Source organism: Streptomyces sp. NPDC047886 (assembly GCF_043204435.1).
Taxonomy (GTDB): domain Bacteria; phylum Actinomycetota; class Actinomycetes; order Streptomycetales; family Streptomycetaceae; genus Streptomyces.
Genome location: NZ_JBIDCF010000009.1, coordinates 177,801 through 198,864, shown reverse-complemented (window position 1 = coordinate 198,864; position 21,064 = coordinate 177,801). Strand labels below are relative to the sequence as shown.

The 21,064-nt window shown below is 71.9% G+C and carries 18 protein-coding genes and 2 pseudogenes; 5 read left to right on the top strand and 15 right to left on the bottom strand.

Annotated features, from left to right (window positions below; all coding sequences use genetic code 11):
• Positions 1 to 143: 143 nt before the first annotated feature.
• Positions 144 to 1,319 carry a glycerophosphodiester phosphodiesterase gene (locus ACGF5U_RS26435; protein ID WP_392715251.1) on the bottom strand — a complete coding sequence of 392 codons (1,176 nt, stop codon included), beginning with the start codon at positions 1,317 to 1,319 and terminating at the stop codon, positions 144 to 146.
• A 272-nt stretch (positions 1,320 to 1,591) separates the two neighbouring features.
• Between ACGF5U_RS26435 and ACGF5U_RS26430 the strand changes: the two are divergent.
• Positions 1,592 to 2,306: pseudogene (locus ACGF5U_RS26430) on the top strand (lysophospholipid acyltransferase family protein).
• 152 nt (positions 2,307 to 2,458) lie between these two features.
• Here ACGF5U_RS26430 and ACGF5U_RS26425 read toward each other — a convergent pair.
• Positions 2,459 to 4,003 (bottom strand): MFS transporter, encoded by a 1,545-nt coding sequence (locus ACGF5U_RS26425; RefSeq protein WP_392715252.1) that lies wholly within the window; start codon positions 4,001 to 4,003, stop codon positions 2,459 to 2,461.
• A complete protein-coding gene (locus tag ACGF5U_RS26420) occupies positions 4,000 to 4,551 on the bottom strand; it encodes a TetR/AcrR family transcriptional regulator (RefSeq protein ID WP_392715253.1) in 552 nt (183 codons plus the stop codon). The genes ACGF5U_RS26425 and ACGF5U_RS26420 overlap by 4 nt, the downstream gene beginning before the upstream one ends.
• An 86-nt stretch (positions 4,552 to 4,637) precedes the next feature.
• Between ACGF5U_RS26420 and ACGF5U_RS26415 the strand changes: the two genes are divergently transcribed.
• On the top strand, positions 4,638 to 5,144 hold the full coding sequence (locus ACGF5U_RS26415; RefSeq protein WP_392715464.1) for an HAD domain-containing protein: 507 nt from the start codon (positions 4,638 to 4,640) through the stop codon (positions 5,142 to 5,144).
• Between the two features lie 23 nt (positions 5,145 to 5,167).
• Here ACGF5U_RS26415 and argH read toward each other — a convergent pair whose 3' ends face one another.
• Together argH and ACGF5U_RS26405 are read right to left on the bottom strand one after the other, a co-directional pair.
• Positions 5,168 to 6,595 carry an argininosuccinate lyase gene (gene argH / locus ACGF5U_RS26410; RefSeq protein ID WP_392715254.1) on the bottom strand — a complete coding sequence of 476 codons (1,428 nt, stop codon included), beginning with the start codon at positions 6,593 to 6,595 and terminating at the stop codon, positions 5,168 to 5,170.
• A 110-nt stretch (positions 6,596 to 6,705) separates the two neighbouring features.
• Positions 6,706 to 7,902: an argininosuccinate synthase gene (locus ACGF5U_RS26405; RefSeq protein WP_392715255.1), complete on the bottom strand. Its 1,197-nt coding sequence runs from the start codon at positions 7,900 to 7,902 to the stop codon at positions 6,706 to 6,708.
• Positions 7,903 to 8,032: 130 nt separating this feature from the next.
• Here ACGF5U_RS26405 and ACGF5U_RS26400 point away from each other — a divergent pair, with 130 nt between their 5' ends.
• Positions 8,033 to 8,620: a pyridoxamine 5'-phosphate oxidase family protein gene (locus ACGF5U_RS26400; protein ID WP_392715256.1), complete on the top strand. Its 588-nt coding sequence runs from the start codon at positions 8,033 to 8,035 to the stop codon at positions 8,618 to 8,620.
• 318 nt (positions 8,621 to 8,938) lie between these two features.
• On the top strand, positions 8,939 to 9,661 hold the full coding sequence (locus tag ACGF5U_RS26395; protein ID WP_392715257.1) for a L,D-transpeptidase: 723 nt from the start codon (positions 8,939 to 8,941) through the stop codon (positions 9,659 to 9,661).
• A 20-nt stretch (positions 9,662 to 9,681) separates the two neighbouring features.
• On the opposite strand, the gene ACGF5U_RS26390 is transcribed toward ACGF5U_RS26395, so the two are convergent.
• The 8 genes and pseudogenes from ACGF5U_RS26390 to rox form a co-directional block, all read right to left on the bottom strand.
• Complete coding sequence (locus ACGF5U_RS26390; protein WP_392715258.1) at positions 9,682 to 10,212, bottom strand: arginine repressor; 531 nt, start codon at positions 10,210 to 10,212, stop codon at positions 9,682 to 9,684.
• Between the two features lie 7 nt (positions 10,213 to 10,219).
• Positions 10,220 to 11,605 (bottom strand): acetylornithine transaminase, encoded by a 1,386-nt coding sequence (locus ACGF5U_RS26385; protein ID WP_392715259.1) that lies wholly within the window; start codon positions 11,603 to 11,605, stop codon positions 10,220 to 10,222.
• Positions 11,602 to 12,597 carry an acetylglutamate kinase gene (gene argB, locus ACGF5U_RS26380; RefSeq protein ID WP_392715260.1) on the bottom strand — a complete coding sequence of 332 codons (996 nt, stop codon included), beginning with the start codon at positions 12,595 to 12,597 and terminating at the stop codon, positions 11,602 to 11,604. Before argB ends, ACGF5U_RS26385 begins: the two co-directional genes overlap by 4 nt.
• Positions 12,594 to 13,745: a bifunctional glutamate N-acetyltransferase/amino-acid acetyltransferase ArgJ gene (gene argJ, locus ACGF5U_RS26375; protein WP_392715261.1), complete on the bottom strand. Its 1,152-nt coding sequence runs from the start codon at positions 13,743 to 13,745 to the stop codon at positions 12,594 to 12,596. Before argJ ends, argB begins: the two co-directional genes overlap by 4 nt.
• A complete protein-coding gene (gene argC, locus ACGF5U_RS26370; protein ID WP_392715262.1) occupies positions 13,742 to 14,770 on the bottom strand; it encodes an N-acetyl-gamma-glutamyl-phosphate reductase in 1,029 nt (342 codons plus the stop codon). The genes argJ and argC overlap by 4 nt, the downstream gene beginning before the upstream one ends.
• Positions 14,771 to 14,830: 60 nt before the next feature.
• Positions 14,831 to 15,830 (bottom strand): annotated as a pseudogene (locus ACGF5U_RS26365) (barstar family protein); the annotation flags it as partial.
• 792 nt (positions 15,831 to 16,622) lie between these two features.
• The gene (locus ACGF5U_RS26360; protein WP_392715263.1) at positions 16,623 to 16,835 is read right to left on the bottom strand and encodes a hypothetical protein; all 213 of its coding nucleotides are present in this window, start codon (positions 16,833 to 16,835) and stop codon (positions 16,623 to 16,625) included.
• Between the two features lie 330 nt (positions 16,836 to 17,165).
• Positions 17,166 to 18,593 (bottom strand): rifampin monooxygenase, encoded by a 1,428-nt coding sequence (rox, locus tag ACGF5U_RS26355; RefSeq protein ID WP_392715465.1) that lies wholly within the window; start codon positions 18,591 to 18,593, stop codon positions 17,166 to 17,168.
• A 267-nt stretch (positions 18,594 to 18,860) separates the two neighbouring features.
• On the opposite strand from rox, the gene ACGF5U_RS26350 reads away from it, so the two are divergent.
• Positions 18,861 to 19,295 carry a helix-turn-helix transcriptional regulator gene (locus ACGF5U_RS26350; protein ID WP_392715264.1) on the top strand — a complete coding sequence of 145 codons (435 nt, stop codon included), beginning with the start codon at positions 18,861 to 18,863 and terminating at the stop codon, positions 19,293 to 19,295.
• A gap of 36 nt (positions 19,296 to 19,331) precedes the next feature.
• Here ACGF5U_RS26350 and ACGF5U_RS26345 read toward each other — a convergent pair whose 3' ends face one another.
• Both ACGF5U_RS26345 and ACGF5U_RS26340 read right to left on the bottom strand, forming a co-directional pair.
• Positions 19,332 to 20,117, bottom strand: a complete 786-nt coding sequence (locus tag ACGF5U_RS26345) for an SGNH/GDSL hydrolase family protein (RefSeq protein ID WP_392715265.1) — start codon at positions 20,115 to 20,117, stop codon at positions 19,332 to 19,334.
• Positions 20,110 to 20,673, bottom strand: a complete 564-nt coding sequence (locus ACGF5U_RS26340; RefSeq protein WP_392715466.1) for a PadR family transcriptional regulator — start codon at positions 20,671 to 20,673, stop codon at positions 20,110 to 20,112. The genes ACGF5U_RS26345 and ACGF5U_RS26340 overlap by 8 nt, the downstream gene beginning before the upstream one ends.
• Positions 20,674 to 21,064 lie beyond the last annotated feature (391 nt).

The window sequence follows — 21,064 nt, the reverse complement described above, 5'->3', positions numbered from 1 at the left end:
GGGGCCGGCGGGTGCCGGGGGGGGGCGCCGGGCGGCGCCGCCGGGGGGGGCCTCGGCCCCGGGGCCGGGGGGGGGGGCCCGCGCGGGGGGGCGCCGCGCCGGGCGGGCCCCCGGCGCGGCGCCCCCCGGGTGGGACGTGGACGTCAGCGGCGGGCGCGGAAGTCGGCGGCCGCGAGGAGGCCGGTGTCCGGCTGGTCGGTGAAGATGCCGTCGATTCCGGTGGCGAAGTACGCCGCGTACGCGCCGAACACGTCGCCGTAGGCGGTCGGGTCCGTACCGCGCCGGAAGTCGGCGGGCAGGAAGCTGTTCTCGTTGCGCAGCGTGTAGGGGTGCAGGACCAGGCCGCGGGCGTGCGCGTCGCGCACCAGGGTGGTGGGCGTGCCCAGTCTGCCGTCGGCGCCCTTGGGGATGACCAGGTCGAGCAGCGGTCCGATGCCCTGTGCGTACGAGGCGATCCAGTCGAGGCCCTCGGGCGTGACGAGGTCCGCGACGGTACGCGGGTCGCCGGCCTCCACGAAGTCCCACGGGCGGTCGTCCGGCGTCCAGAGGAGGACCACGCGCGGGGTGGCGACCAGCCGGGACATGCGCTCCATGCTGGTCGGTTCGAACGACTGCAGGAAGGTCGGCGAGTCGGCGCGGTGGCGGCCGTAGCGTCGCAGCAGCCTGGCGAGCCGCTCCTCGAGGCCGAGGCCGAGCGCGCGGAAGTAGGTGGGGTGCTTGGTCTCGACGTGCAGCCAGACCTGCCGGCCGCGGCGGCGGCCCTCCCGCTCGGCCCAGCGCAGGACCTCGTCGAAGGTGGGGACGGCCCAGCGGCCGTCGTAGAGCGTGTTCTCCTGACGGGTGCCCGGTATGCGCTCCTTCGCGCGCAGGGTCTTCAGCTCGGCGAGCGTGAAGTCCTCGGTGAACCAGCCGGTGAGCGCGGTGCCGTCGACCGTCTTGGTGGTCTTGCGGGACGCGAACTCGGGGTGGTCGGCGACGTCGGTCGTCGCGGTGATGTCGTTCTCGTGCCGGCAGACCAGATGGCCGTCCTTGGTCGGCACCAGGTCCTGTTCGATGACGTCGGCGCCCATGTCGAGGGCGAGCTGGTAGGAGCCGAGGGTGTGCTCGGGGCGGTAGCCGCTCGCGCCCCGGTGCGCGATGACGGTGGGGACGGGCAGGTGCCGGTAGGCGGGGCCGCGGCCGCCGTGCCGGGCTCCGGGTCCGGCCGCCGCCGCCGTCCCGGCCGTGACGCCGCTCACGGAGAGGGCCGCGGCCGAGCCGAGCACCGCCGCTCCGAGCACCGTCCGCCGGTCCGGTGTCCTGCGCGCGCCCTGTGTCATGAAAGCTCCTTCGGTCGGTTTGTCGTCCGTCTTCGAAGCCGAATGCCTTCGGTGGGTCTTCGTATGCCTTCGAAGGTCTTCGAACGTCTTCGTACGGTGATGAGCGTCGGTCGAGCGGCCTGATGGTAGGCGGCTACGTCTTACGTACGGGTGCCCTTGGACGAACGAGTGGAAAACGTAGGTCAACACTCCGTATCGACTCGGTGAACCCGATGTGCGATCGGACGTGACCCGCGAGTATCGTCCTCACCTGCACGGACTTCGTCGGCCGTATCAGGACCGCGACCGCGACCGCTCACGACACCGGAGGACTCGTTGTCCCGCTTCGCGCTCATCAAGGCAGTGCTCGGCCCGGTCATGCGGCTGATGTTCCGCCCACAGGTGGAAGGCGCCGAGAGGATCCCGGGCACCGGGCCGGTCATTCTGGCGGGCAACCACCTGACGTTCATCGACTCGATGATCCTGCCACTGGTCTGCGACCGGCAGGTGTGCTTCATCGGCAAGGACGAGTACGTCACCGGCAAGGGCGTCAAGGGACGGCTGATGGCGTGGTTCTTCACGGGGGTCGGCATGATCCCGGTGGACCGGGACGGCGCCAACGGCGGTGTGGCCGCGCTGATGACCGGTCGCCGTGTGCTGGAGGACGGCAGGATCTTCGGCATCTACCCGGAGGGCACCCGCTCCCCCGACGGCCGGCTCTACCGCGGCCGCACTGGCATCGCGCGGCTCACGCTGATGACCGGCGCGCCGGTGGTGCCGTTCGCGATGATCGGTACGGACAAGCTCCAGCCGGGCGGCGCGGGGCTGCCCCGGCCGGGCCGGGTGACGGTCCGGTTCGGCGAGCCGATGGAGTTCTCGCGGTACGAGGGCATGGACCGCGACCGCTATGTGCTGCGGGCGGTGACGGACTCGGTGATGGCGGAGGTCATGCGGCTGTCCGGCCAGGAGTACGTGGACATGTACGCCACGAAGGCGAAGGCGGCCTGACGGCGGCTCGGACACGGCGGAAGGGCCGCACCCGGTAGGGGTGCGGCCCTTCCTCGTACGTCAGGGGCGCCCGTACGCCAGGGACGCCACCGGCCCCGCCCCTACGCCAGGGACGCCACCGGCCCCGCCCGTACGTCAGGGGCGCCCGTACGTCACGGGTGTTCGGCCCCGTCCTCCAGCTTCTGGCCCCGCAGCAGGAACCAGGCCGCGACCGCCGTCGCCAGCAGGACGGCCGCGCCGACTCCCGCGGCGATGCGCAGGCCGTCCACGAACGCCTCCTGCGCGACGGAGACCAGCGCCGTGGCGGAACGTTCCGGCAGGGCGGTCGCCGCCTCCACCGCGCCGCCCAGCGACTCGTGCGCGGCCGCCGCGACACCGCCGGGGACGCCCGGGGGCGTGACGAAGTCCCGGTAGACGCCCGTCACGATGGACCCGAGCAGCGCGATACCGAGCGCGGCGCCCAGTTCGTACGCGGTCTCGGACACGGCGGACGCCGCGCCCGCCTGCTCCTTGGGCACGCTCGACAGGATGACGTCGGCGGTGACCGTGAAGGCGAAACCCGCACCCACGCCGACCACGAGCAGGGACGCGCCGAGCAGCGGATACGCCGTGGACCGGTCGAGCAGCGTCAGCACCGCGAGCGCCAGACCGACCGCGGCGAGGCCGCCTGACACCACGGACCGTACGGAGAACCTGCGGGCGACGACCCCGGCGGCGAGACCGGCCGTCACCGCGCCGATGGCCGCGGGCAGTTCGGCGAGGCCCGCCTCCAGCGGATGGCGGCCCTGGACCAGCTGCAGGAACTGGGAGAGGAAGAACACCAGGCCGGACAGGCCGAGGATGGTCAGGAGGTCGGCGAGCACGGCCCCCGAGAACCCCCGGTGCCGGAACAGCCGCATGTCGAGCAGCGGTGTCGGCAGGGTGAGCTGGCGGCGGACGAACCAGGTCATCGCGGCCACGCCGACGACCGCCGCCAGGGCGGCGTCGAGCCGGAAGCCGTGCGCGGCGGCCTCCTTGACGGCGTAGACGACCCCGACCATGCCGATCAGCGACAGGACGACGGAGAGCAGGTCCCACGGACCGGGCGCCGGGTTCTTCGACTCGGGGATCAGCTTCACGCCGACCACGACGAGCACCGCCATGACGGGCAGGTTGATCAGGAACACCGATCCCCACCAGAAGTGCTCCAGCAGGAATCCGCCGACGACCGGACCGACCGCCGCGCCCGCCGACGCCATGGCGCCCCAGATGCCGATGGCCATGCTGCGTTCGCGCGGGTCGTGGAAGAGGTTGCGGATGAGCGCCAGCGTGGACGGCATGAGGGTCGCGCCCGCCACCCCGAGCAGGGCCCGTGCGACGATCATCATCTCAGGGCTGGTGGCGTAGGCGTTGAGGACCGAGACGGCGCCGAAGGCGGTCGCACCGGTCAGCAGCAGCCGCTTCCGGCCGATGCGGTCGCCGAGGCTGCCCATGGAGACCAGCAGTCCGGCGATGACGAACGAGTAGACGTCGCCGATCCACAGGAGCTGGGTGCCGGACGGCTTGAGGTCCTCGCTGAGGAACGGGGTGGCGAGACCGAGGACGGTGGCGTCGACGGCCACGAGCAGTACGGCCAGGACGAGGACCCCCAGCGCCAGCCAGCGGCCGGGGCGGTGGGTGACCTCCGTGTCCTCGGCGAGCCGGTCGGTTCGGGTCATTGCTCCACGCTCCTGCGCGCTCCGCCGAGCAGCAACTCGACGATCATGTACTGGAAGTCCTTGGCGGCGACCCGCCCGTCCTGCACCGCCCAGGCACAGGTGCCGACGAGCCCGTAGAGGGCCTCGGTGAGCCAGGCGGGCGTGAGGTCGATGCGGAACTCGCCGCGCTCCTGACCGCGCCGGAAGAGCGCCGAGACCCGGGCGTCGAGGCGGTCCCAGCCCTCGTTCATCTGGTCGCCCTCGAAGAGCTGGTTCTCGGTGACCAGGAACGAGAGCAGCCCCGCGACGGGCTCCACCCCGGCGACGAGCCGTCGCAGGGCGTCCTCGGCGGGGCCGTCATCGAGCGCGGCGGCCTCGATGGCGGCCTCGAACTCCCGGATGCCGAGCTCCTCCAGCGCCCTGACCAGCGCGTCACGCCCGGCGAAGTGCCGGTGCAGGGTGGCGCGCCCGATCCCGGCGGCACGCGCGACCTCGTCCATGGTGGCGGTCGACTTGCGGGACAGCAGGGCGGCGGCGGTGCGGAGCACCTGGTCACGGTCAACACTCATGAGACAACCATAACCCATGTGAGACATCAACGTCTCATTCGAAATCCGATGGACTCACCCACGAGGAGGACTGAATGCCGAGGCACATGAAGCCGCTGCTGCTGATCGACGTGGACGGACCGCTCAACCCCTACGCGGCGAAGCCGCATCGACGGCCGGAGGGCTACCTGACGCATCGCATGCGACCGACCGGGTGGACGGACGGACGGCCCCTGCGGGTGTGGCTCACCCCGGAGCACGGCGCGGAGCTGCGCGCGCTGGCCGGGGCGTACGAACTCGTCTGGGCGACGACCTGGAAGGGCGAGGCCAACGAGTGGATAGGGCCGCGGCTCGGGCTGCCCGAGCTGCCGTACATCGACTGGCCCGAGATGCACGGGAAGGCCCCTCGCGGGACCTTCTGGAAGACGCGGTACATCCTGGAGTACGCGGCGGGGCGGCCGTTCGCCTGGGTTGACGACGACATCACGGCGTACGACCGCGAGATGGTGGAGCGGGAACACCTCGCCGCCGCCCTGCTGGTGCGCGTCGATGAGCGGGTCGGCCTGACGCGGCCCGACTTCGACGCGCTCGCGGACTGGGCGGCGGCGCTGTAACGGCGGTACGGGGTGGGGCGGGGCTACTTCCTGGCGTCCGCCCAGGCGCGCTGGATCACCAGGTCCGCCTTGACCTCGGCGAGCTGCGCGGCGACGGCCGACGGGGCGGTGCCGCCGCGGCCGTTACGGGAGGCCAGGGCGCCCGGCACGTTGAGTACGGTCCGCACCTGCGGCGTGAGGTGCTCGGAGATCTTGGCGAACTGCTCGTCGGTGAGCTGGTCCAGCTCGATGCCCCGCGCCTCGCACTCCTTGACGCACTCGCCCGCCACCTCGTGCGCCACCCGGAACGGCACGCCCTGCTTGACCAGCCATTCCGCGATGTCCGTGGCGAGCGAGAAGCCTGCCGGTGCGAGCTCCTCCATCCGCTCACGGTTGACCGTGAGGGTCGCCATCATGCCGGTGAACGCGGGGAGCAGGACCTCCAGCTGGTCGCAGGAGTCGAAGACCGGCTCCTTGTCCTCCTGCAGGTCGCGGTTGTACGCGAGGGGCAGCGCCTTCAGCGTGGCGAGCAGGCCCGTGAGGTTGCCGATGAGACGGCCGGACTTGCCGCGCGCGAGTTCGGCGATGTCCGGGTTCTTCTTCTGCGGCATGATCGAGGAGCCGGTGGAGAAGGCGTCGTGCAGGGTCACGAAGGAGAACTCCTTCGTGTTCCAGATGATGACCTCCTCGGCGATCCGGGACAGGTTGACGCCGATCATCGCGGTGATGAACGCGAACTCGGCGACGAAGTCCCGGGACGCCGTGCCGTCGATCGAGTTGCCCGCGCTGCCGTTCTCGAAGCCGAGGTCCTTGGCGACCGCCTCCGGGTCGAGCCCGAGCGACGACCCGGCCAGGGCGCCGGAGCCGTACGGGGAGACCGCCGTGCGCTTGTCCCACTGCCGCAGCCGCTCCGCGTCCCGGGAGAGGGACTGGACGTGGGCGAGCACATGGTGGGCGAACAGCACCGGCTGGGCGTGCTGGAGGTGGGTGCGGCCCGGCATGGCGACGTCCGGGTGGGCCTCGGCGAGACCGACCAGCGCGTCCTGGAGGTCGGCGATCAGGCCGCCGATGATCCGGGCGTGGTCGCGCAGGTACATCCGGAACAACGTGGCGACCTGGTCGTTGCGGGACCGGCCGGCGCGCAGCTTGCCGCCGAGGTCCGGGCCGAGACGCTCCAGCAGACCGCGCTCCAGGGCGGTGTGGACGTCCTCGTCGGCGATCGTGCCGACGAAGTCGCCGGACGCGACATCGGCCTCCAGCAGGTCGAGACCGGCCAGCATGCGGGTCAGCTCGTCCTCGGTGAGCAGCCCGGCCTTGTGGAGCACGCGCGCGTGGGCGCGGGAGCCGGCGATGTCGTACGGGGCGAGCCGCCAGTCGAAGTGGACGGACGCCGAGAGTTTCGCCAGCGCCTCGGCCGGGCCGTCGGCGAACCGGCCGCCCCAGAGCCGGACGTCACCGTTGTTGCTGCTCACAGCTTGGAACTCCTCAGAAGGTCACGAGGGTGGGTGTGACACCGCCTCCCCGCACGGAAGGCCGGGGAGGCGGTGGTGAACGATGTCGGGCCGGGCGGGGTCACGCCGGGTCAGGCCCGCAGATCCCGCCGGGCGGCGATCTTCGCCGAGAGACTGAAGATGTCGATGAAGCCCTGCGCCTTCGACTGGTCGAACGTGTCGCCCGAGTCGTACGTGGCGAGGTTGTAGTCGTACAGCGACTCGTCCGACTTCCGGCCGGTGACGACGGCGCGGCCGCCGTGCAGGGTCATCCGGATGTCGCCGGAGACATGCTGGTTGGCCTCGTTGATGAAGCCGTCCAGGGCCCGCTTGAGCGGGGAGAACCACAGGCCGTCGTAGACCATCTCGCCCCAGCGCTGCTCGACCTGCCGCTTGTACCGGGCGAGCTCACGCTCGACGGTGACGTTCTCCAGCTCCTGGTGCGCGGTGATCAGGGCGATCGCGCCGGGCGCCTCGTACACCTCGCGCGACTTGATGCCGACGAGCCGGTCCTCGACCATGTCGATCCGGCCGACGCCCTGGGCGCCGGCCCGCTCGTTGAGCTGCTGGATCGCCTGGAGGACGCTGACGGGCCTGCCGTCGATGGCGACCGGGACGCCCGCCTTGAAGGTGATGACGACCTCGTCGGCCTCGCGGGGCGTGGCCGGGTTGGACGTGTACTCGTAGATGTCCTCGATCGGGCCGTTCCAGATGTCCTCGAGGAAGCCGGTCTCGACGGCCCGCCCGAAGACGTTCTGGTCGATGGAGTACGGGGACTTCTTCGTGGTGGCGATCGGCAGCTCGGCCTTCTCGGCGAAGGCGATCGCCTTGTCCCGGGTCATCGCGTAGTCACGGACCGGGGCGATGCACTTCAGGTCGGGGCCGAGGGCGGCGATACCGGCCTCGAAGCGGACCTGGTCGTTGCCCTTGCCGGTGCAGCCGTGGGCGACGATCGAGGCGTTGTGCTTCTTGGCGGCGGCGACGAGGTGCTTGACGATCGTGGGCCGGGAGAGCGCCGAGACGAGCGGGTAGCGGTCCATGTAGAGGGCGTTGGCCTTGATCGCCGGGAGGCAGTACTCCTCGGCGAACTCGTCCTTGGCGTCCGCGACCTCGGCCTCGACGGCACCACAGGCGAGCGCGCGCTTGCGGATCACGTCCAGGTCCTCGCCGCCCTGGCCGACGTCCACGGCGACGGCGATGACGTCGGCACCCGTCTCCTCGGCGATCCAGCCGATGGCGACGGAGGTGTCAAGGCCGCCCGAGTAGGCGAGTACGACGCGCTCGGTCACGGGGTTTCTCCTTACGGTGCAATCACTGACAGGTATAACTATGCAGACCTCCGTATGTTTTGTCAACGGGCCTTTTGTCAAGGGGGGAAACGCCCGGCGAACGGCCCCTCTTGATCGCGATAATCGCCGCATGGGACAACGCTACGAAGGCATCGAAGGCCGCATACGCACGTTCATCGAGGAGCAGCCGGTCTTCTTCACGGCCACCGCCCCGCTGACGGGCGACGGCCACGTCAACCTCTCCCCCAAAGGCCGCAAGGGCACCCTCGTCGTGCTCGACGAGCGGACGCTCGCCTATCTGGACTTCGGCGGCAGCGGCGCCGAGACGATCGCCCACCTGCGCGAGGAGGGCAACGGCCGGATCACCCTGATGTGGTGCGCGTTCAGCGGGCCGCCGAAGGTCCTGCGGGTGCACGGCCGGGGCGAGGCGATCTTCCGGGACGACCCGCGCTGGGCCGGGTACATCGGGCACTTCCAGGGCGCCGACGGCCCCGCCGCGCGCGCGATCGTCCTGGTCCGTGCCGTACGGATCAGCGACGCCTGCGGGTTCGCCGTGCCGTTCATGGAGTACCGCGAGGAGCGCACCCAGCACGCCGAGCACTTCGGGCGCAAGACCGACGAGGAGTTCGCGGCGTACTGCGAGAAGAAGGAGCACGTCGGCAGCAGCCTCGACGGCCTCCCGGCGCTTCCGCTGCCGCTGCCGCCCAGGACGCGCTGACCCGCCGGGGCGCGGCGGGACGCCTGACCGCCCCGGCGCGCGGCGCTCCGGGACGGCGCACGGCCCCGGCGCGGCCACTCTGGGCGGCGCACGGGCCCGGACACGGCGACTCCGGGACGGCGCACGGGCCCGGACACGGCGACTCCGGGACGGCGCACGGGCCCGGACACGGCGACTCCGGGACGGCGCACGGGCCCGGACGCGGCACCTGAGGGCGGCTCACATGCCCGGGGCGTGGCGCCCGCCTAGCACCGCGCCCGCACCCCTTCGGCGCGCCCGGGGAGCGCGCGGCCGGTGGGGCGCTTACGGTCGGGAGCCATGCGCCTCGGACTCGGCCTCGCCGCCGCCCTGCTGATCCTGCCGCTCTCCCCCGCCGCCCCCGGCGCCCCCGGCACCCCTCGGCCGGCACCGCCGCCGCTGCCCGCGTCGATGGCCGACACCGGGGGCGGAACGCAGCTGATCACCGCCGAGGCTCCGGGCCCGGACGCGACCACCGGGACGGTGCGCTGGTGGGACCTGCGCGGTGGGCGGTGGATCCCCGCCGGGTCGGCGCGGGCACGGTTCGGGGCCGGCGGGCTGGTCGACGGCGAACAGCGCAGGCAGGGCACGTCGACCACTCCGACGGGCCTGTACGACATGCCGTACGCGTTCGGCTCGGAGCGTGCCCCGGCGGGCACCGGATACCGGTACCGCCGGGTGACGCGGGCGTCGTGGTGGTGCCAGGACAACGAGTCGCGGGCGTACAACCGGTGGGTGGAGGGCCTCCCCCGGGACTGCCGCGCCGCCGAGGCGGAGCACCTGATCACATACGGCGCCCGGTACGCGCACGCGCTGGTGATCGGGTTCAACTACGAGCGGCCGGTACGCGGCCGTGGCGCCGGCATCTTCCTGCACGTGAACGGCGAAGGGCCGACGGCCGGCTGCGTGTCCGTACCGAAGGACGCGATGGCCCGGATCCTGGCCTGGGTCCGGCCCGCCGCCCGCCCGCACATCGCGATCGGCACGACCTCACCGGGGCCGACGGCGATCACCCGCGCCTGAGCCCGCCGGCCGGACGCCCCCTACCCCTGGGCGAGGCGCAGCAGATGGTCGGCGAGCGCCTGCCCGCCGGCCGGGTCGCGGGAGATGAGCAGCAGCGTGTCGTCCCCGGCGATGGTGCCGAGGATGGCCTGCAGTTCGGCCTGGTCGATGGCCGAGGCGAGGAACTGGGCCGCGCCCGGGGGCGTCCGCAGGACCACCAGGTTCGCGGACGCCTCGGCGGAGATCAGCAGCTCACCGGAGAGGCGCCGCATGCGCTCCTCCTTGGCCGACTCCCCGAGCGGGGCCTGGGGCGTACGGAAGCCGCCCTCGCTGGGCACCGCGTAGATCAGCTCACCACCGGTGTTGCGGATCTTCACCGCACCGAGCTCGTCGAGGTCGCGGGAGAGCGTCGCCTGCGTGACGCTCAGCCCGTCGTCCGCGAGGAGCTTCGCCAGTTGGCTCTGTGAGCGCACCGGCTGCCGGTTCAGGATGTCCACGATCCGGCGGTGTCGTGCTGTGCGGGTGTGCGGGACCGACGGTCCGGTGTGCCCGTTGTCGTGCGCCTCGGTCATCGTCGCGTCATTCTCCGGATCGTCCTTCCCCGTTGGCTTCGTCGAGGGCGCCGGGCAGGGCCCGGAGGAAGGCGTCCACTTCGGCGTCACCGATGACGAGCGGCGGCATGAGCCGTACGACATCGGGAGCGGGCGCGTTCACCAGGAGACCGGCGTCCTGGGCCGCCTGCCGCACCTGCGGTGCGAGCGGTCCGGTGAGCACGATACCCAGCAGGAGGCCCGCACCACGGACGTGGGAGACCAGCGGGTGGCCCAGGGCCTCGATTCCGGCACGCAGCCGCTCGCCGACACGCTTGACCTGGTCGAGTGCTCCGTCGGCGGCCAGCGTGTCGAGCACGGCGAGTCCGGCGGCGCACGCGACGGGGTTGCCGCCGAAGGTGGTGCCGTGCTGGCCGGGCTTGAGGAGGTCCGCCGCCTCGCCGAACGCGACCGCCGCGCCGATCGGGAGCCCGCCGCCGAGGCCCTTGGCCAGGGTGACGATGTCGGGCTCGACGCCGTGCGCCTGGTGCTCGAACCAGTGGCCGGTACGGCCGATACCGGTCTGCACCTCGTCCAGGACGAGGAGGGTGCCGGTGGCCCGGGTGATCTCGCGGGCGGCCTTCAGGTAGCCGGGCGGCGGCACGACGACACCGTTCTCGCCCTGGATGGGTTCGATGACGACGAGCGCGGTCTCCTCGGTGACCGCGGCGCGCAGGGCCTCGGCGTCCCCGTACGGGACGTGGGTGACGTCGCCGGGCAGCGGCAGGAACGGCTGCTGCTTGGCGGACTGGCCGGTGAGCGCGAGGGCGCCCATGGTCCGGCCGTGGAAGCCGCCGGTGGTGGCGACCATGTGGGAACGGCCCGTCAGCCGGCCGATCTTGAAGGCGGCTTCGATGGCCTCGGCCCCGGAGTTGCAGAAGTACACCCGGCCGGGGCGGCCGAAGAGCTGGAGCAGCCGCTCGGCGAGGGCGACGGGCGGCTCGGCGACGAAGAGGTTGGAGACGTGGCCGAGGGACGCGATCTGGCGCGAGACGGCCTCGACGACGGCGGGGTGGGCGTGGCCGAGCGCGTTGACGGCGATACCGCCGACGAAGTCGAGGTACTCGGTGCCGTCCGCGTCCCACACCGTCGCGCCCGCGCCGCGCGTGAGGGAGAGCTGCGGGGTGCCGTAGTTGTCCATCAGCGCGCCCCGCCAGCGCCGCGCGAGGTCCCGGCTGCCCCGGCCCGCCTCCCCGGCCCGGCCGGCGGCCGTACCGCCGGGCCGGTCGCTGTGGCCGACCTGGCCGCTCGGGCCGGACTGGCCGCTGGGGCCGGACTGGCCGTTGGGGTCGCCGGCCTGGATGCTGGGGTCGCCGGCCTGGATGCTGTGGCCGGACTGGGCGCTCGGATCGCCCTCGTTCCTCTGCGTGCTCATGCGGTCCCCCCATGCTCGTCCGGCACGACCATGGTGCCGATTCCCTCGTCGGTGAAGATCTCCAGCAGGATGGAGTGCTGGACACGGCCGTCGATCACGCGGGCGGTCGTGACCCCGTTGCGCACGGCGTGCAGGCAGCCCTCCATCTTGGGGACCATGCCGCTGGACAGCTCGGGGAGCAGCTTCTCCAGTTCGGTGGCGCTGAGCCGGCTGATGACCTCGTCGCTGTTCGGCCAGTCCTCGTACAGGCCCTCGACGTCGGTCAGCACCATCAGCGTCTCGGCGCCCAGCGCCGCAGCGAGTGCCGCAGCCGCCGTATCAGCATTGACGTTGTAGACATGTCCGTCATCCTCGGAGCGGGCGATCGAGGAGACGACCGGGATGCGGCCGTCGGTGAGCAGCGCCTCGATCGCGCCGGTGTCGATCGCCGTGATCTCGCCGACCCGGCCGATGTCGACCGCTTCGCCGTCGATGCGCGGCTGGTGCCTGGTCGCGGTGATGGTGTGGGCGTCCTCGCCGGTGAGCCCGACGGCGAGCGGGCCGTGCTGGTTGAGCAGCCCGACGAGCTCGCGCTGCACGTGTCCGGCGAGGACCATCCGTACGACGTCCATCGCGTCCTCGGTGGTGACCCGCAGTCCCGCCTTGAACTCGCTGACGATGCCGTGCTTGTCGAGGGCGGCGCTGATCTGCGGGCCGCCGCCGTGCACGACGACGGGCCGGAGGCCGGCGTGGTGGAGGAAGACGACGTCCTGGGCGAAGGCCGCCTTCAGCTCCTCGTTCACCATGGCGTTGCCGCCGAACTTGATGACGACGGTCTTGCCGCGGTGTCGGGTCAGCCAGGGCAGGGCCTCGATGAGGATCTGCGCCTTGGGCAGCGCGGTGTGCTTGCGCGCCGTGTTGGCGCTCACGCCGGTGCCCGTGCCCGTGCCCCTACCTGTGCCCGTGCCCGTGTTCGTGTCGGTGGGCGTGCTCGCGCCCGGATGCGTGCTCATGAGCTGTACGCGCTGTTCTCGTGGACGTAGTCGGCGGTGAGGTCGTTGGTCCAGATCACGGCGGATTCGCCGCCGGCGGCGAGGTCCGCGGTGATGGTGACCTCCCGGTAGCGCATGTCCACGAGGTCGCGGTCCTCGCCGACGCTGCCGTTCTTGCAGACCCAGACGCCGTTGATGGCGACGTTCAGGCGGTCGGGGTCGAAGACGGCGGACGTGGTGCCGATGGCGGACAGGACCCGCCCCCAGTTGGGGTCCTCGCCGTGGATGGCGCACTTGAGGAGGTTGTTCCGGGCGATGGACCGGCCGACCTCGACGGCGTCGTCCTCGGACGCGGCGTTGACCACCTCGACCCGGATGTCCTTGCTGGCGCCCTCGGCGTCGCCGATGAGCTGGCGGCCGAGGTTGTCGCAGACCTCCCGCACGGCGGCGGAGAAGTCGTCGTGCGCGGGGGTGACGCCGGACGCGCCGGAGGCGAGGAGCAACACCGTGTCGTTGGTGGACATGCAGCCGTCGGAGTCGACCCGGTCGAAGGTGAGCCGCGTCGCCTCGCGCAGCGCCTTGTCGAGGTCCGGGGCGGCCACGTCGGCGTCGGTGGTGAGGACGACCAGCATGGTGGCCAGGCCGGGGGCGAGCATGCCCGCGCCCTTGGCCATGCCGCCGACGGTCCAGCCGTCCTTCGTGACGACCGCCGTCTTGTGGACGGTGTCGGTGGTCTTGATCGCGATGGCGGCCTTCTCGCCGCCGTGCTCGGAGAGCTCCGCGGCGGCCTTCTCGACGCCGGGCAGCAGCTTGTCCATGGGGAGCAGGATGCCGATGAGGCCGGTGGACGCCACGGCGACCTCGCCCGGCCCGATGTCCAGTACCTCGGCGGCCTTCTCGGCGGTGGCGTGGGTGTCCTGGAAGCCCTGGGGGCCCGTGCAGGCGTTGGCGCCGCCCGAGTTGAGGACGACCGCGGCCAGTTCGCCGGTCTTCAGGACCTCCTGCGACCACAGCACGGGGGCGGCCTTGACACGGTTGGAGGTGAAGACGCCCGCGGCGGCGCGGCGCGGACCGTTGTTGACCACGAGGGCCAGGTCCGGATTGCCGTTCTCCTTGATTCCGGCGGCGATGCCCGCCGCCGAGAACCCCTTGGCTGCCGTGACACTCACGGTGCGACTCCGATCATGGAAAGTCCGGTCCCCTCGGGCAGTCCGAGGGCGATGTTCATACTCTGCACCGCGCCACCGGCGGTGCCCTTGGTGAGGTTGTCGATGGCGCTGATGGCGATGATGCGGCCGACCGACGCGTCGTACGCGACCTGCACCTGAACGGCGTTGGAACCGTAGACGGACGCCGTCGCGGGCCACTGGCCGTCGGCGAGGAGGTGGACGAACGGTTCGTCGGCGTACGCCTTCTCGTACGCGGCCCGTACGTCCTCGGCGGTCGTGCCGGGGGTGGCCTTGACGCTGCACGTGGCGAGGATGCCGCGCGCCATCGGGGCGAGGGTCGGCGTGAACGACACCCCGACCGGCACACCGGCCACCGCGCTGAGGTTCTGGATCATCTCGGGCGTGTGGCGGTGGACGCCGCCGACGCCGTACGGCGACATGGAGCCCATGACCTCGGAGCCCAGCAGGTGCGGCTTGAGCGCCTTGCCCGCGCCGGAGGTGCCGGTGGCGGCGACGACGACGGCCTCCGGCTCGGCGAGCCCGCCCGCGTACGCGGGGGCCAGCGCGAGCGACACGGCCGTCGGGTAACAACCGGGCACCGCGACGCGCTTGGACCCCTCCAGCGCGACGCGGCCACCCGGCAGCTCGGGGAGCCCGTAGGGCCAGGTCCCGGCGTGCGGTGAGCCGTAGAACCTCTCCCAGTCGGCGGCGTCCCTCAGCCGGAAGTCGGCGCCCATGTCGATGACGAGGACGTCGTCTCCGAGCTGGTCGGCCACGGCGGCGGACTGCCCGTGCGGAAGGGCGAGGAACACCACGTCGTGGCCTGCGAGGATCTCGGTGTCGGTGCGCTCCAGCACCCGCCCGGCGAGCGGGACGAGGTGCGGCTGCAGCACACCGAGCTTCTGCCCGGCGTTGGAGTTACCGGTCAGCGCGCCGATCTCGACCTCGGGATGGGCGAGCAGCAGCCGGAGCACCTCCCCGCCCGCATACCCACTCGCGCCTGCCACTGCGACCCGTACCGACATGAACCCTCCTCCAGGAATGGCATGACTATACGCAGCCTTGCAGTTTTATGCAATGGTGGCCGGCGCCAGGACGCGGGACAGGTGCTCGCGCGCGGTCGCGGCGTCCCACCAGGGTTGCGGGGGCGGTGTAGCCGAAGCTGCCGCGCAGACAGTCCACGAGGGCGTCCAGGCAGCCGCCGAAGTAGCCGCCCGGCCCGTTGACGGCCTCGCCGAGTGCCAGGTAGAGGCCTGGTTCGTCGGTGATGTGCCGGCCATCCAGCTCGTACACGTGCCCGGCCTGCCGGTCCTGGCGCTTGAGCCGACAGCCCCGCTCCCGGACGAGATCGAGCCAGGCCCCACGCTGACGGGTCTCGAGCCCGCCCCAGGCGCCAGGGGCCTCCGGCGGGCCGGCTAGCCAGCGCTCCCAGACGGGCCGGGCGTATTCCGGTACGGGTGCGACGTATCCGTCGAGTTCCAGGTCGATCAGGTCCGTGCCACGGGAGGACGGCCGCCACGTGCGGACTTCGGGCCGAAGCAGCCGATCGGTGAGCGGCTCGCCCCGGTCGTCCCGAATCTCCAGCCGCGCCTCCTCCAGGTCCAGCGTGCGCCGGGTGCCCGTCGCCAGTGCCCGCCGTAGCCGATCACCCGGGGCGAGGCCCAGCAGGACGAGCGGAGGCTCTGCCTGCTCGGGCGGCAGGACGCGGGCGAACTCCCGGCAGGAGCCCAGCCAGCGGTATCCGTCATGCAGTCGGGCAGGAGCCCGGTGTCCCTCGGGCGGGCCCTCGTATTCGTCCAGACCGGTGAGCACGAGACCGTCCCTTCCCGGGTACTGTCCGAAACTCTCCACATCCTCCAGCAGCCAGGCATCGAGCGTCCTGTCCTCCGGCACCAGCCACACCCGGTCGCCGACCCAGCCGCGTACCTCGGCTCCATCCGGAACCCAGCCGAACAGTTCGTACGTCCCGCGCATGGATTCCCGGAACAATCCCTCCACCTCGGCGCAGACGCCCCAGACATGGCCGCTTCCTGTGTCCGTCAGCGCGTACCGTCCCTGCCCGCGATGGCCCTTGTCCACATGCACGGTGGGATCATGCCCAGACCAGGCGTAGTCCGTGAAGCTCTTTTCGTGGCCGGTCAGGGCGACTGGTACTCCAGCAGCGGTTCGCGTCCTGAGCTGGTTCTCATCGTTGCCCGTGCATGGTGGGGATGGTTGAGGTCCAGGGGGGGGACTGCGGAGTTGGAGTCGGTGTTCGCGCGGGTGGCGGGCCGATTCGGTCGGGCGGATCTGCGGTGGCGGATGCGGGACTACCTACGGGGACCAGCGGGCCCTGACGCGACGCGGGAGTCGTTGGTCTCGCTGCCCGGCCGCGCCGTCCGGGTCCTCGAGCCGGCGGCGCTTCGGCCGAGGCCGGAGTCGGCACTGGTACCGGGGTGACAACGCCGAGCGGGCGGGCGCCGAGGCGAGGGCGTGGCACAAGGGTGCCAACAGTCAGGCAGCCGCCGAGCGGGCCGCATCGCGACCGGACCAGTGGGCGCGGGTCGGGGTCGAGGGGGCACAACCGTATGGGCTGTGGGTATTTGTCGGGATCGGCCGAGGCGTACCGCTCCGCCGGTTGCGAAGCGTTCAGGCGGTTGCCTCATCCGCCACGGAGCCCAGGTAGACGGGCAGCCGCCCGGTGTCGGGCCGACGGGCGGATTTCTCCTTGGGGCTCCTCGGACAACGTCGTGGAGCCTCGCTCGTTGGGACGGTTCCCGTCCCAACGAGCGAGGCTTGCCCAGCGATCACGCCGCGCCGTAGGCCTGGCGCGGGACCGCAGGGTGTCCGGTGGTGCGCGGGATGGAGGCCGGTGTGGCGCTGCCGGTCAGGGGCGGCTCACCAGCCGAAGGTGCGCGAGAACCAGTCCTTGATGTCCTTCCAGCGGGCCTCGAACCACTGCACGACTTCCTTGAGTGCCTGGATGAGGCTGTCGATGAACTCCCGCACCTTCTCCCAGATGTCCTTCAGGAGGAAGTTCGCGACCTTCTTGAAAGCGGCGATGATGGCTCGCTTGACGTCATCCGGCTGCCCTTCGCCGGCCTTCTTCATCCGGGCGGTGTAGGCGTCGGCGTTGTCGCCGTACTCCTTCTTGTTCTTCTCGTGCTCCTTGTCGAGCTCCTTCTCGAACCAGTCCTGGGAGGCCCTGCTTCCTTTGCTGGACGACGTTGTTCGTGTCCGTCTTGGTGCGGTCGACGTGGGTCCGGTTGTTGCTGTCGTGGTCGCTCGACGCGGTCTTCGCTGTCTGGGGAAGCTTGCTGGGGTCGAAGTCGTCGTCTCCGACCCAGTCCGGGAGCTCGTACTCGCCGGGGTCGTCGTAGCCGCGGCTCGGGGCTGCCTGGGGCGGCTCGGGGCGGCTCGCCGCTGTGCGGTCCCGTTTGCTCAGTCGGTGGCGGCGCCGAACCACCGGGGCAGGCGGCTGAGCAGATCCCGCTGGTCCTCACCGACCCACGCCACGTGGCCGTCCGGCCGGAGCAGCACCGCCGGTACGTCCAGTTCCTCGCTGACGTCGACGACGTGGTCGACCCGATCCGCCCAGCCCGCCACCGAGAGCCGGCCGGTCTGGTCGAGCAGCAGTCCACGGCCGCCGCGCATCAGCTCGTAGAGGCGCCCCCGCTTCAGCCCCACGTCCCGCATCCGCCGGCCGAGCAGTTCATGTCCCTCGCCGAAGTCGTAGCGGACCCCGATCGCGGTGATCTTCTCGGTCAGGTACCGGTTCACCTCCTCGAAGTCCATCAGCTCCGCCAGCAGTCGGCGCACCGCCCGGGGACCCGGCTCGGGTGACAGCAGCTCCATCTGCGCGCGGGTGTTGTCCAGCACGGCGGCGGCCACCGGACGCCGTTCGGCGTGGTAGCTGTCCAGCAGCCCTTCCGGCGCCCAGCCGTTCACCTCGGCGGCGAGTTTCCAGCCGAGGTTGAACGCGTCCTGGATGCCGAGGTTGAGGCCCTGCCCGCCGGTCGGCGGGTGGATGTGCGCCGCGTCGCCGGCCAGCAGCACCCGGCCGGTCCGGTAGCGCTCGGCCAGCCGGGTGGCATCGCCGAACCGGGACAGCCAGCGCGGTGAGTGCACTCCGAAGTCGGTACCGGCAAACTCCCGCAGCCGCTGTTTGAACTCCTCCAGGGTCGGCGGGACCGAACGGTCGTCGGCCACCCCATCGGCGGGCACGATCACGCGGTACACCCCGTCGCCGAGAGGCACGGCGCCGAACCGGAAGTGGGTCTTGCGGACTTCGGCCATCACGGCGGCCAGCGTCTCCTGCTCCACGGCCACCTCCATCTCGCCCAGCAGCGTCTCGATCCTGCTGGGCTCACCGGGGAAGCCCACGCCGAGCAGTTTGCGCACCGTGCTGCGGCCGCCGTCGCAGCCGACGAGGTAGCGCGAGCGCAGCCGCGTCCCGTCGGCCAGCTCGGCCGCCACCCCGTGTTCGTCCTGGCTCAGCCCGACCAGTTCGCAGCCTCGCCTGATCTCGACGCCGACCTCGGTGGCGTGCTCGGTCAGCAGGCGTTCGGTGACCGCCTGCGGGATGGCGAGCACGTACGCGTGCGCGGTGTCCAGCCGCTCGGGCCACGGCTTGTCGATACCGGCGAAGAAACCGCCGGTCGCGAACTGCCGGCCGAGCGCGAGGAACCGCTCCAGCAGACCGCGCTGGTCCATCACCTCGACACTGCGCACATGCAGACCGAGCGCGCGGGACTGCCCGGTCGGCACCGCGTCCTTCTCCAGCACGAGCGCGCGCACGCCGCGCAACCGCAACTCGCCGGCCAGCATCAGGCCGGTGGGCCCGCCCCCGGCGATGATGACGTCGATCATGAAATCCCCCATTCGACACGGTCTTCCTTCGGTCGGCTGCCCCGCGTGGTCCACTCCCTGATTCCCGCGGGTTCCGGCCTAGGCCGGAGATTCTGCGGCACGACGGGGGCCTTGCCGCAAGGCCCCCGGTGCGCTATACGTTGAGAGTGGCAAGGAGTCCGTACTCTCCTTGCCTTCGTCTTTTGTCGTCCACGTCTCCTCGTTGTCCGTTGGGCCGCTGACGTGTGGACCCGCTCACGGTCCCGACGCCGTGCGATCCTGGAGCGCGTGACGCTTGAGGACCTGGTACGGCTGCGCCGGGCACGTGACCGGATGGACCGCGACTACGCGGAGCCGCTCGACGTTCCGGCGCTTGCACGCGTCGCCCTCATGTCGCCCGGGCATTTCTCCCGCAGCTTCCGCGCCGCCTTCGGCGAGACGCCGTACAGCTACCTGATGACCCGCCGCGTCGAGCGGGCGAAGGCGCTGCTGCGCAGGGGCGACCTGAGTGTGACGGAGGTCTGCTTCGCGGTCGGCTGTACGTCACTGGGGTCGTTCAGCTCGCGCTTCACGGAGCTGGTCGGCGAGACCCCGAGCGCGTACCGGGCCCGCCGTCACGACGAGGGCGCCGCGATCCCGGCGTGCGTCGCCAAGGTCTTGACGCGCCCGGTCAGGAACGGCCCTTCGGGCGTGGGCGAGACGGGGTCCGCTTCCCGGCCGTGACGTCGCGGGCGCGCGCACCGGTCCGCCGGTGACGGCTCAGTGCGCGGCCGGGACGATCGGGGTCAGGTGGGGGCGCTTGGGGTGGCGGCCGTCGCCGGATGAGCGGCCGCGCAGACGGCGGGTGAGCCACGGGCCCAGGAAGTCGGCCGCCCAGCGCGCCTCGGCCGCGGCGGCGCGCAGGCCGGCGGCGGCAGGGGCGGCCGGGGGCGGCAGCGGGTGGGTCCAGGCGTCGTCGCTGCCGGGCAGCCGCAGGGTGTGGGCGACGGCGGCGGCGATACGGGCGTGGCCGAGGGGGCTCGCGTGGAGCCGGTCGGTGCTCCACAGCCGGGGGTCGGTGACGACCGCGTGGTGGGCGATCTCCGCGACGGTCACACCGTGGCGGGCTGCGGCCTCGCGGACGCGCTCGTTGAGCGTGTGGACGCGGGCGCCGAGCGGCCGGGCCAGCGGTGTGACGCGGCTGACGTCGGGGAACGTCAGGGTGACCACCCGTGCGCCCGCGCCGGTCAGCGCCGCGAACATCGCCTCCAGGTGACCGGCCACCTCGTCCGGGTCGAACCGGGGGCGCAGCAGGTCGTTGACGCCCGCGACGACGGTGGCCAGATCCGGACGCAGCGCGAGCGCGGGGCCCAGTTGCCTGGCGTGGACCTGCCCGGCGAGCCGGCCGCGCACGGCGAGGTTGGCGTACCGCAGGTCCGGGCTCGTCACGGCGAGCCGTTCGGCGAGCCGGTCGGCCCAGCCGCGCAGGCCCGTGGTGTCGTCGCCGTCCCCGACGCCCTCGGTCTGGCTGTCGCCGAGCGCGACGTACCGCAGGTATTCAGCCACGGCCGTGCCGCCTCTCCCGCAGGACGTCCGCGCTCCGCCGGCACCAGTCGCGGTTGCCCCGCTCGAAGGCCAGACCGCGCAGGCAGGTCAGATAGGGACCGATCCGTTCGCCCTCGCGCAGGAACTCCTCCTCCGACCGGTCGCCGCGCATCCTGCGCAGCAGGGCCTCCAGCACCTCGGCCTTGGCCTCGGCGAACGCGGCGCGCTCGGTCAGCTGCCCGATCAGGGTGTCGGCGTCGACGTGGTCGGCTGCCTGGACCTTGACCAGCAGATCGTCCCGGATGAAGGAGGGCTTGGAGGGGTCGGCCGCGAACCGTGCCAGCTCGGCGAGACCGGCGTCGGTGACCCGGAACAGGCGCTTGTTCGGCCGGTTCTCCTGGACGACCTCGCGCCCGGTGACGAAGCCTTCCTTCTCCAGCCGTGTCAGCTCGGCGTACAGCTGCTGGGGCAGGGCGTGCCAGAAGTTGGCGACGCCCAGGTCGAACGCCTTGGCCAGCTGATAGCCGCTGAGCTCCTCGTCCAGCAGGGCCGCCAGCACGGCGTGACGCAGCGCCATGGCATCTCCTTCGTCGGTGTCGTGCACTCCCGGCTCATACTCATGGATATGAGTAGTCATATTCAAGAATAGGGGAGGGGTGGCGGAGAGGTGAGCAGCGTCCTCGCCCGGCGGGCGGCGGACCGGTCCGCCCGCTCGACCGGGTGTGTCCGAAGCGCGACATCCCTTTCGGCGGCGGGTGCCGGAGCCGTCCGACGCTCCGGGGGCGGCTCCCGGGCAGAGGAGCGCCGCCGCCACCTGAAGCCCGGCCGCGATGAGCAGGACGCCCGAGAGCGCTTGGGCGGAGCCGCCGACGGCGCCGCCCGCCAGTCGACCGGCGAGGGCCGCCCCCAGCGCGAAGCCGGTGATCTTCAGGCTGGCGCCGGTCGTGAAGATCAGGCCGCGCAGGTTC

What these genes read in the sequence shown, in the direction of transcription:
- ACGF5U_RS26425 (WP_392715252.1), bottom strand. Translation starts at nt 4,003, where the DNA reads ATGACCCGAACCGACCGGCTCGCCGAGGACACGGAGGTCACCCACCGC.
- rox (WP_392715465.1), bottom strand. Translation starts at nt 18,593, where the DNA reads ATGATCGACGTCATCATCGCCGGGGGCGGGCCCACCGGCCTGATGCTG.
- ACGF5U_RS26360 (WP_392715263.1), bottom strand. Translation starts at nt 16,835, where the DNA reads ATGAAGAAGGCCGGCGAAGGGCAGCCGGATGACGTCAAGCGAGCCATC.
- argC (WP_392715262.1), bottom strand. Translation starts at nt 14,770, where the DNA reads ATGTCGGTACGGGTCGCAGTGGCAGGCGCGAGTGGGTATGCGGGCGGG.
- ACGF5U_RS26400 (WP_392715256.1), top strand. Translation starts at nt 8,033, where the DNA reads ATGGGACAACGCTACGAAGGCATCGAAGGCCGCATACGCACGTTCATC.
- ACGF5U_RS26390 (WP_392715258.1), bottom strand. Translation starts at nt 10,212, where the DNA reads ATGACCGAGGCGCACGACAACGGGCACACCGGACCGTCGGTCCCGCAC.
- ACGF5U_RS26415 (WP_392715464.1), top strand. Translation starts at nt 4,638, where the DNA reads ATGAAGCCGCTGCTGCTGATCGACGTGGACGGACCGCTCAACCCCTAC.
- ACGF5U_RS26435 (WP_392715251.1), bottom strand. Translation starts at nt 1,319, where the DNA reads ATGACACAGGGCGCGCGCAGGACACCGGACCGGCGGACGGTGCTCGGA.
- ACGF5U_RS26395 (WP_392715257.1), top strand. Translation starts at nt 8,939, where the DNA reads ATGCGCCTCGGACTCGGCCTCGCCGCCGCCCTGCTGATCCTGCCGCTC.
- ACGF5U_RS26385 (WP_392715259.1), bottom strand. Translation starts at nt 11,605, where the DNA reads ATGAGCACGCAGAGGAACGAGGGCGATCCGAGCGCCCAGTCCGGCCAC.
- ACGF5U_RS26420 (WP_392715253.1), bottom strand. Translation starts at nt 4,551, where the DNA reads ATGAGTGTTGACCGTGACCAGGTGCTCCGCACCGCCGCCGCCCTGCTG.
- ACGF5U_RS26340 (WP_392715466.1), bottom strand. Translation starts at nt 20,673, where the DNA reads ATGGCGCTGCGTCACGCCGTGCTGGCGGCCCTGCTGGACGAGGAGCTC.
- argB (WP_392715260.1), bottom strand. Translation starts at nt 12,597, where the DNA reads ATGAGCACGCATCCGGGCGCGAGCACGCCCACCGACACGAACACGGGC.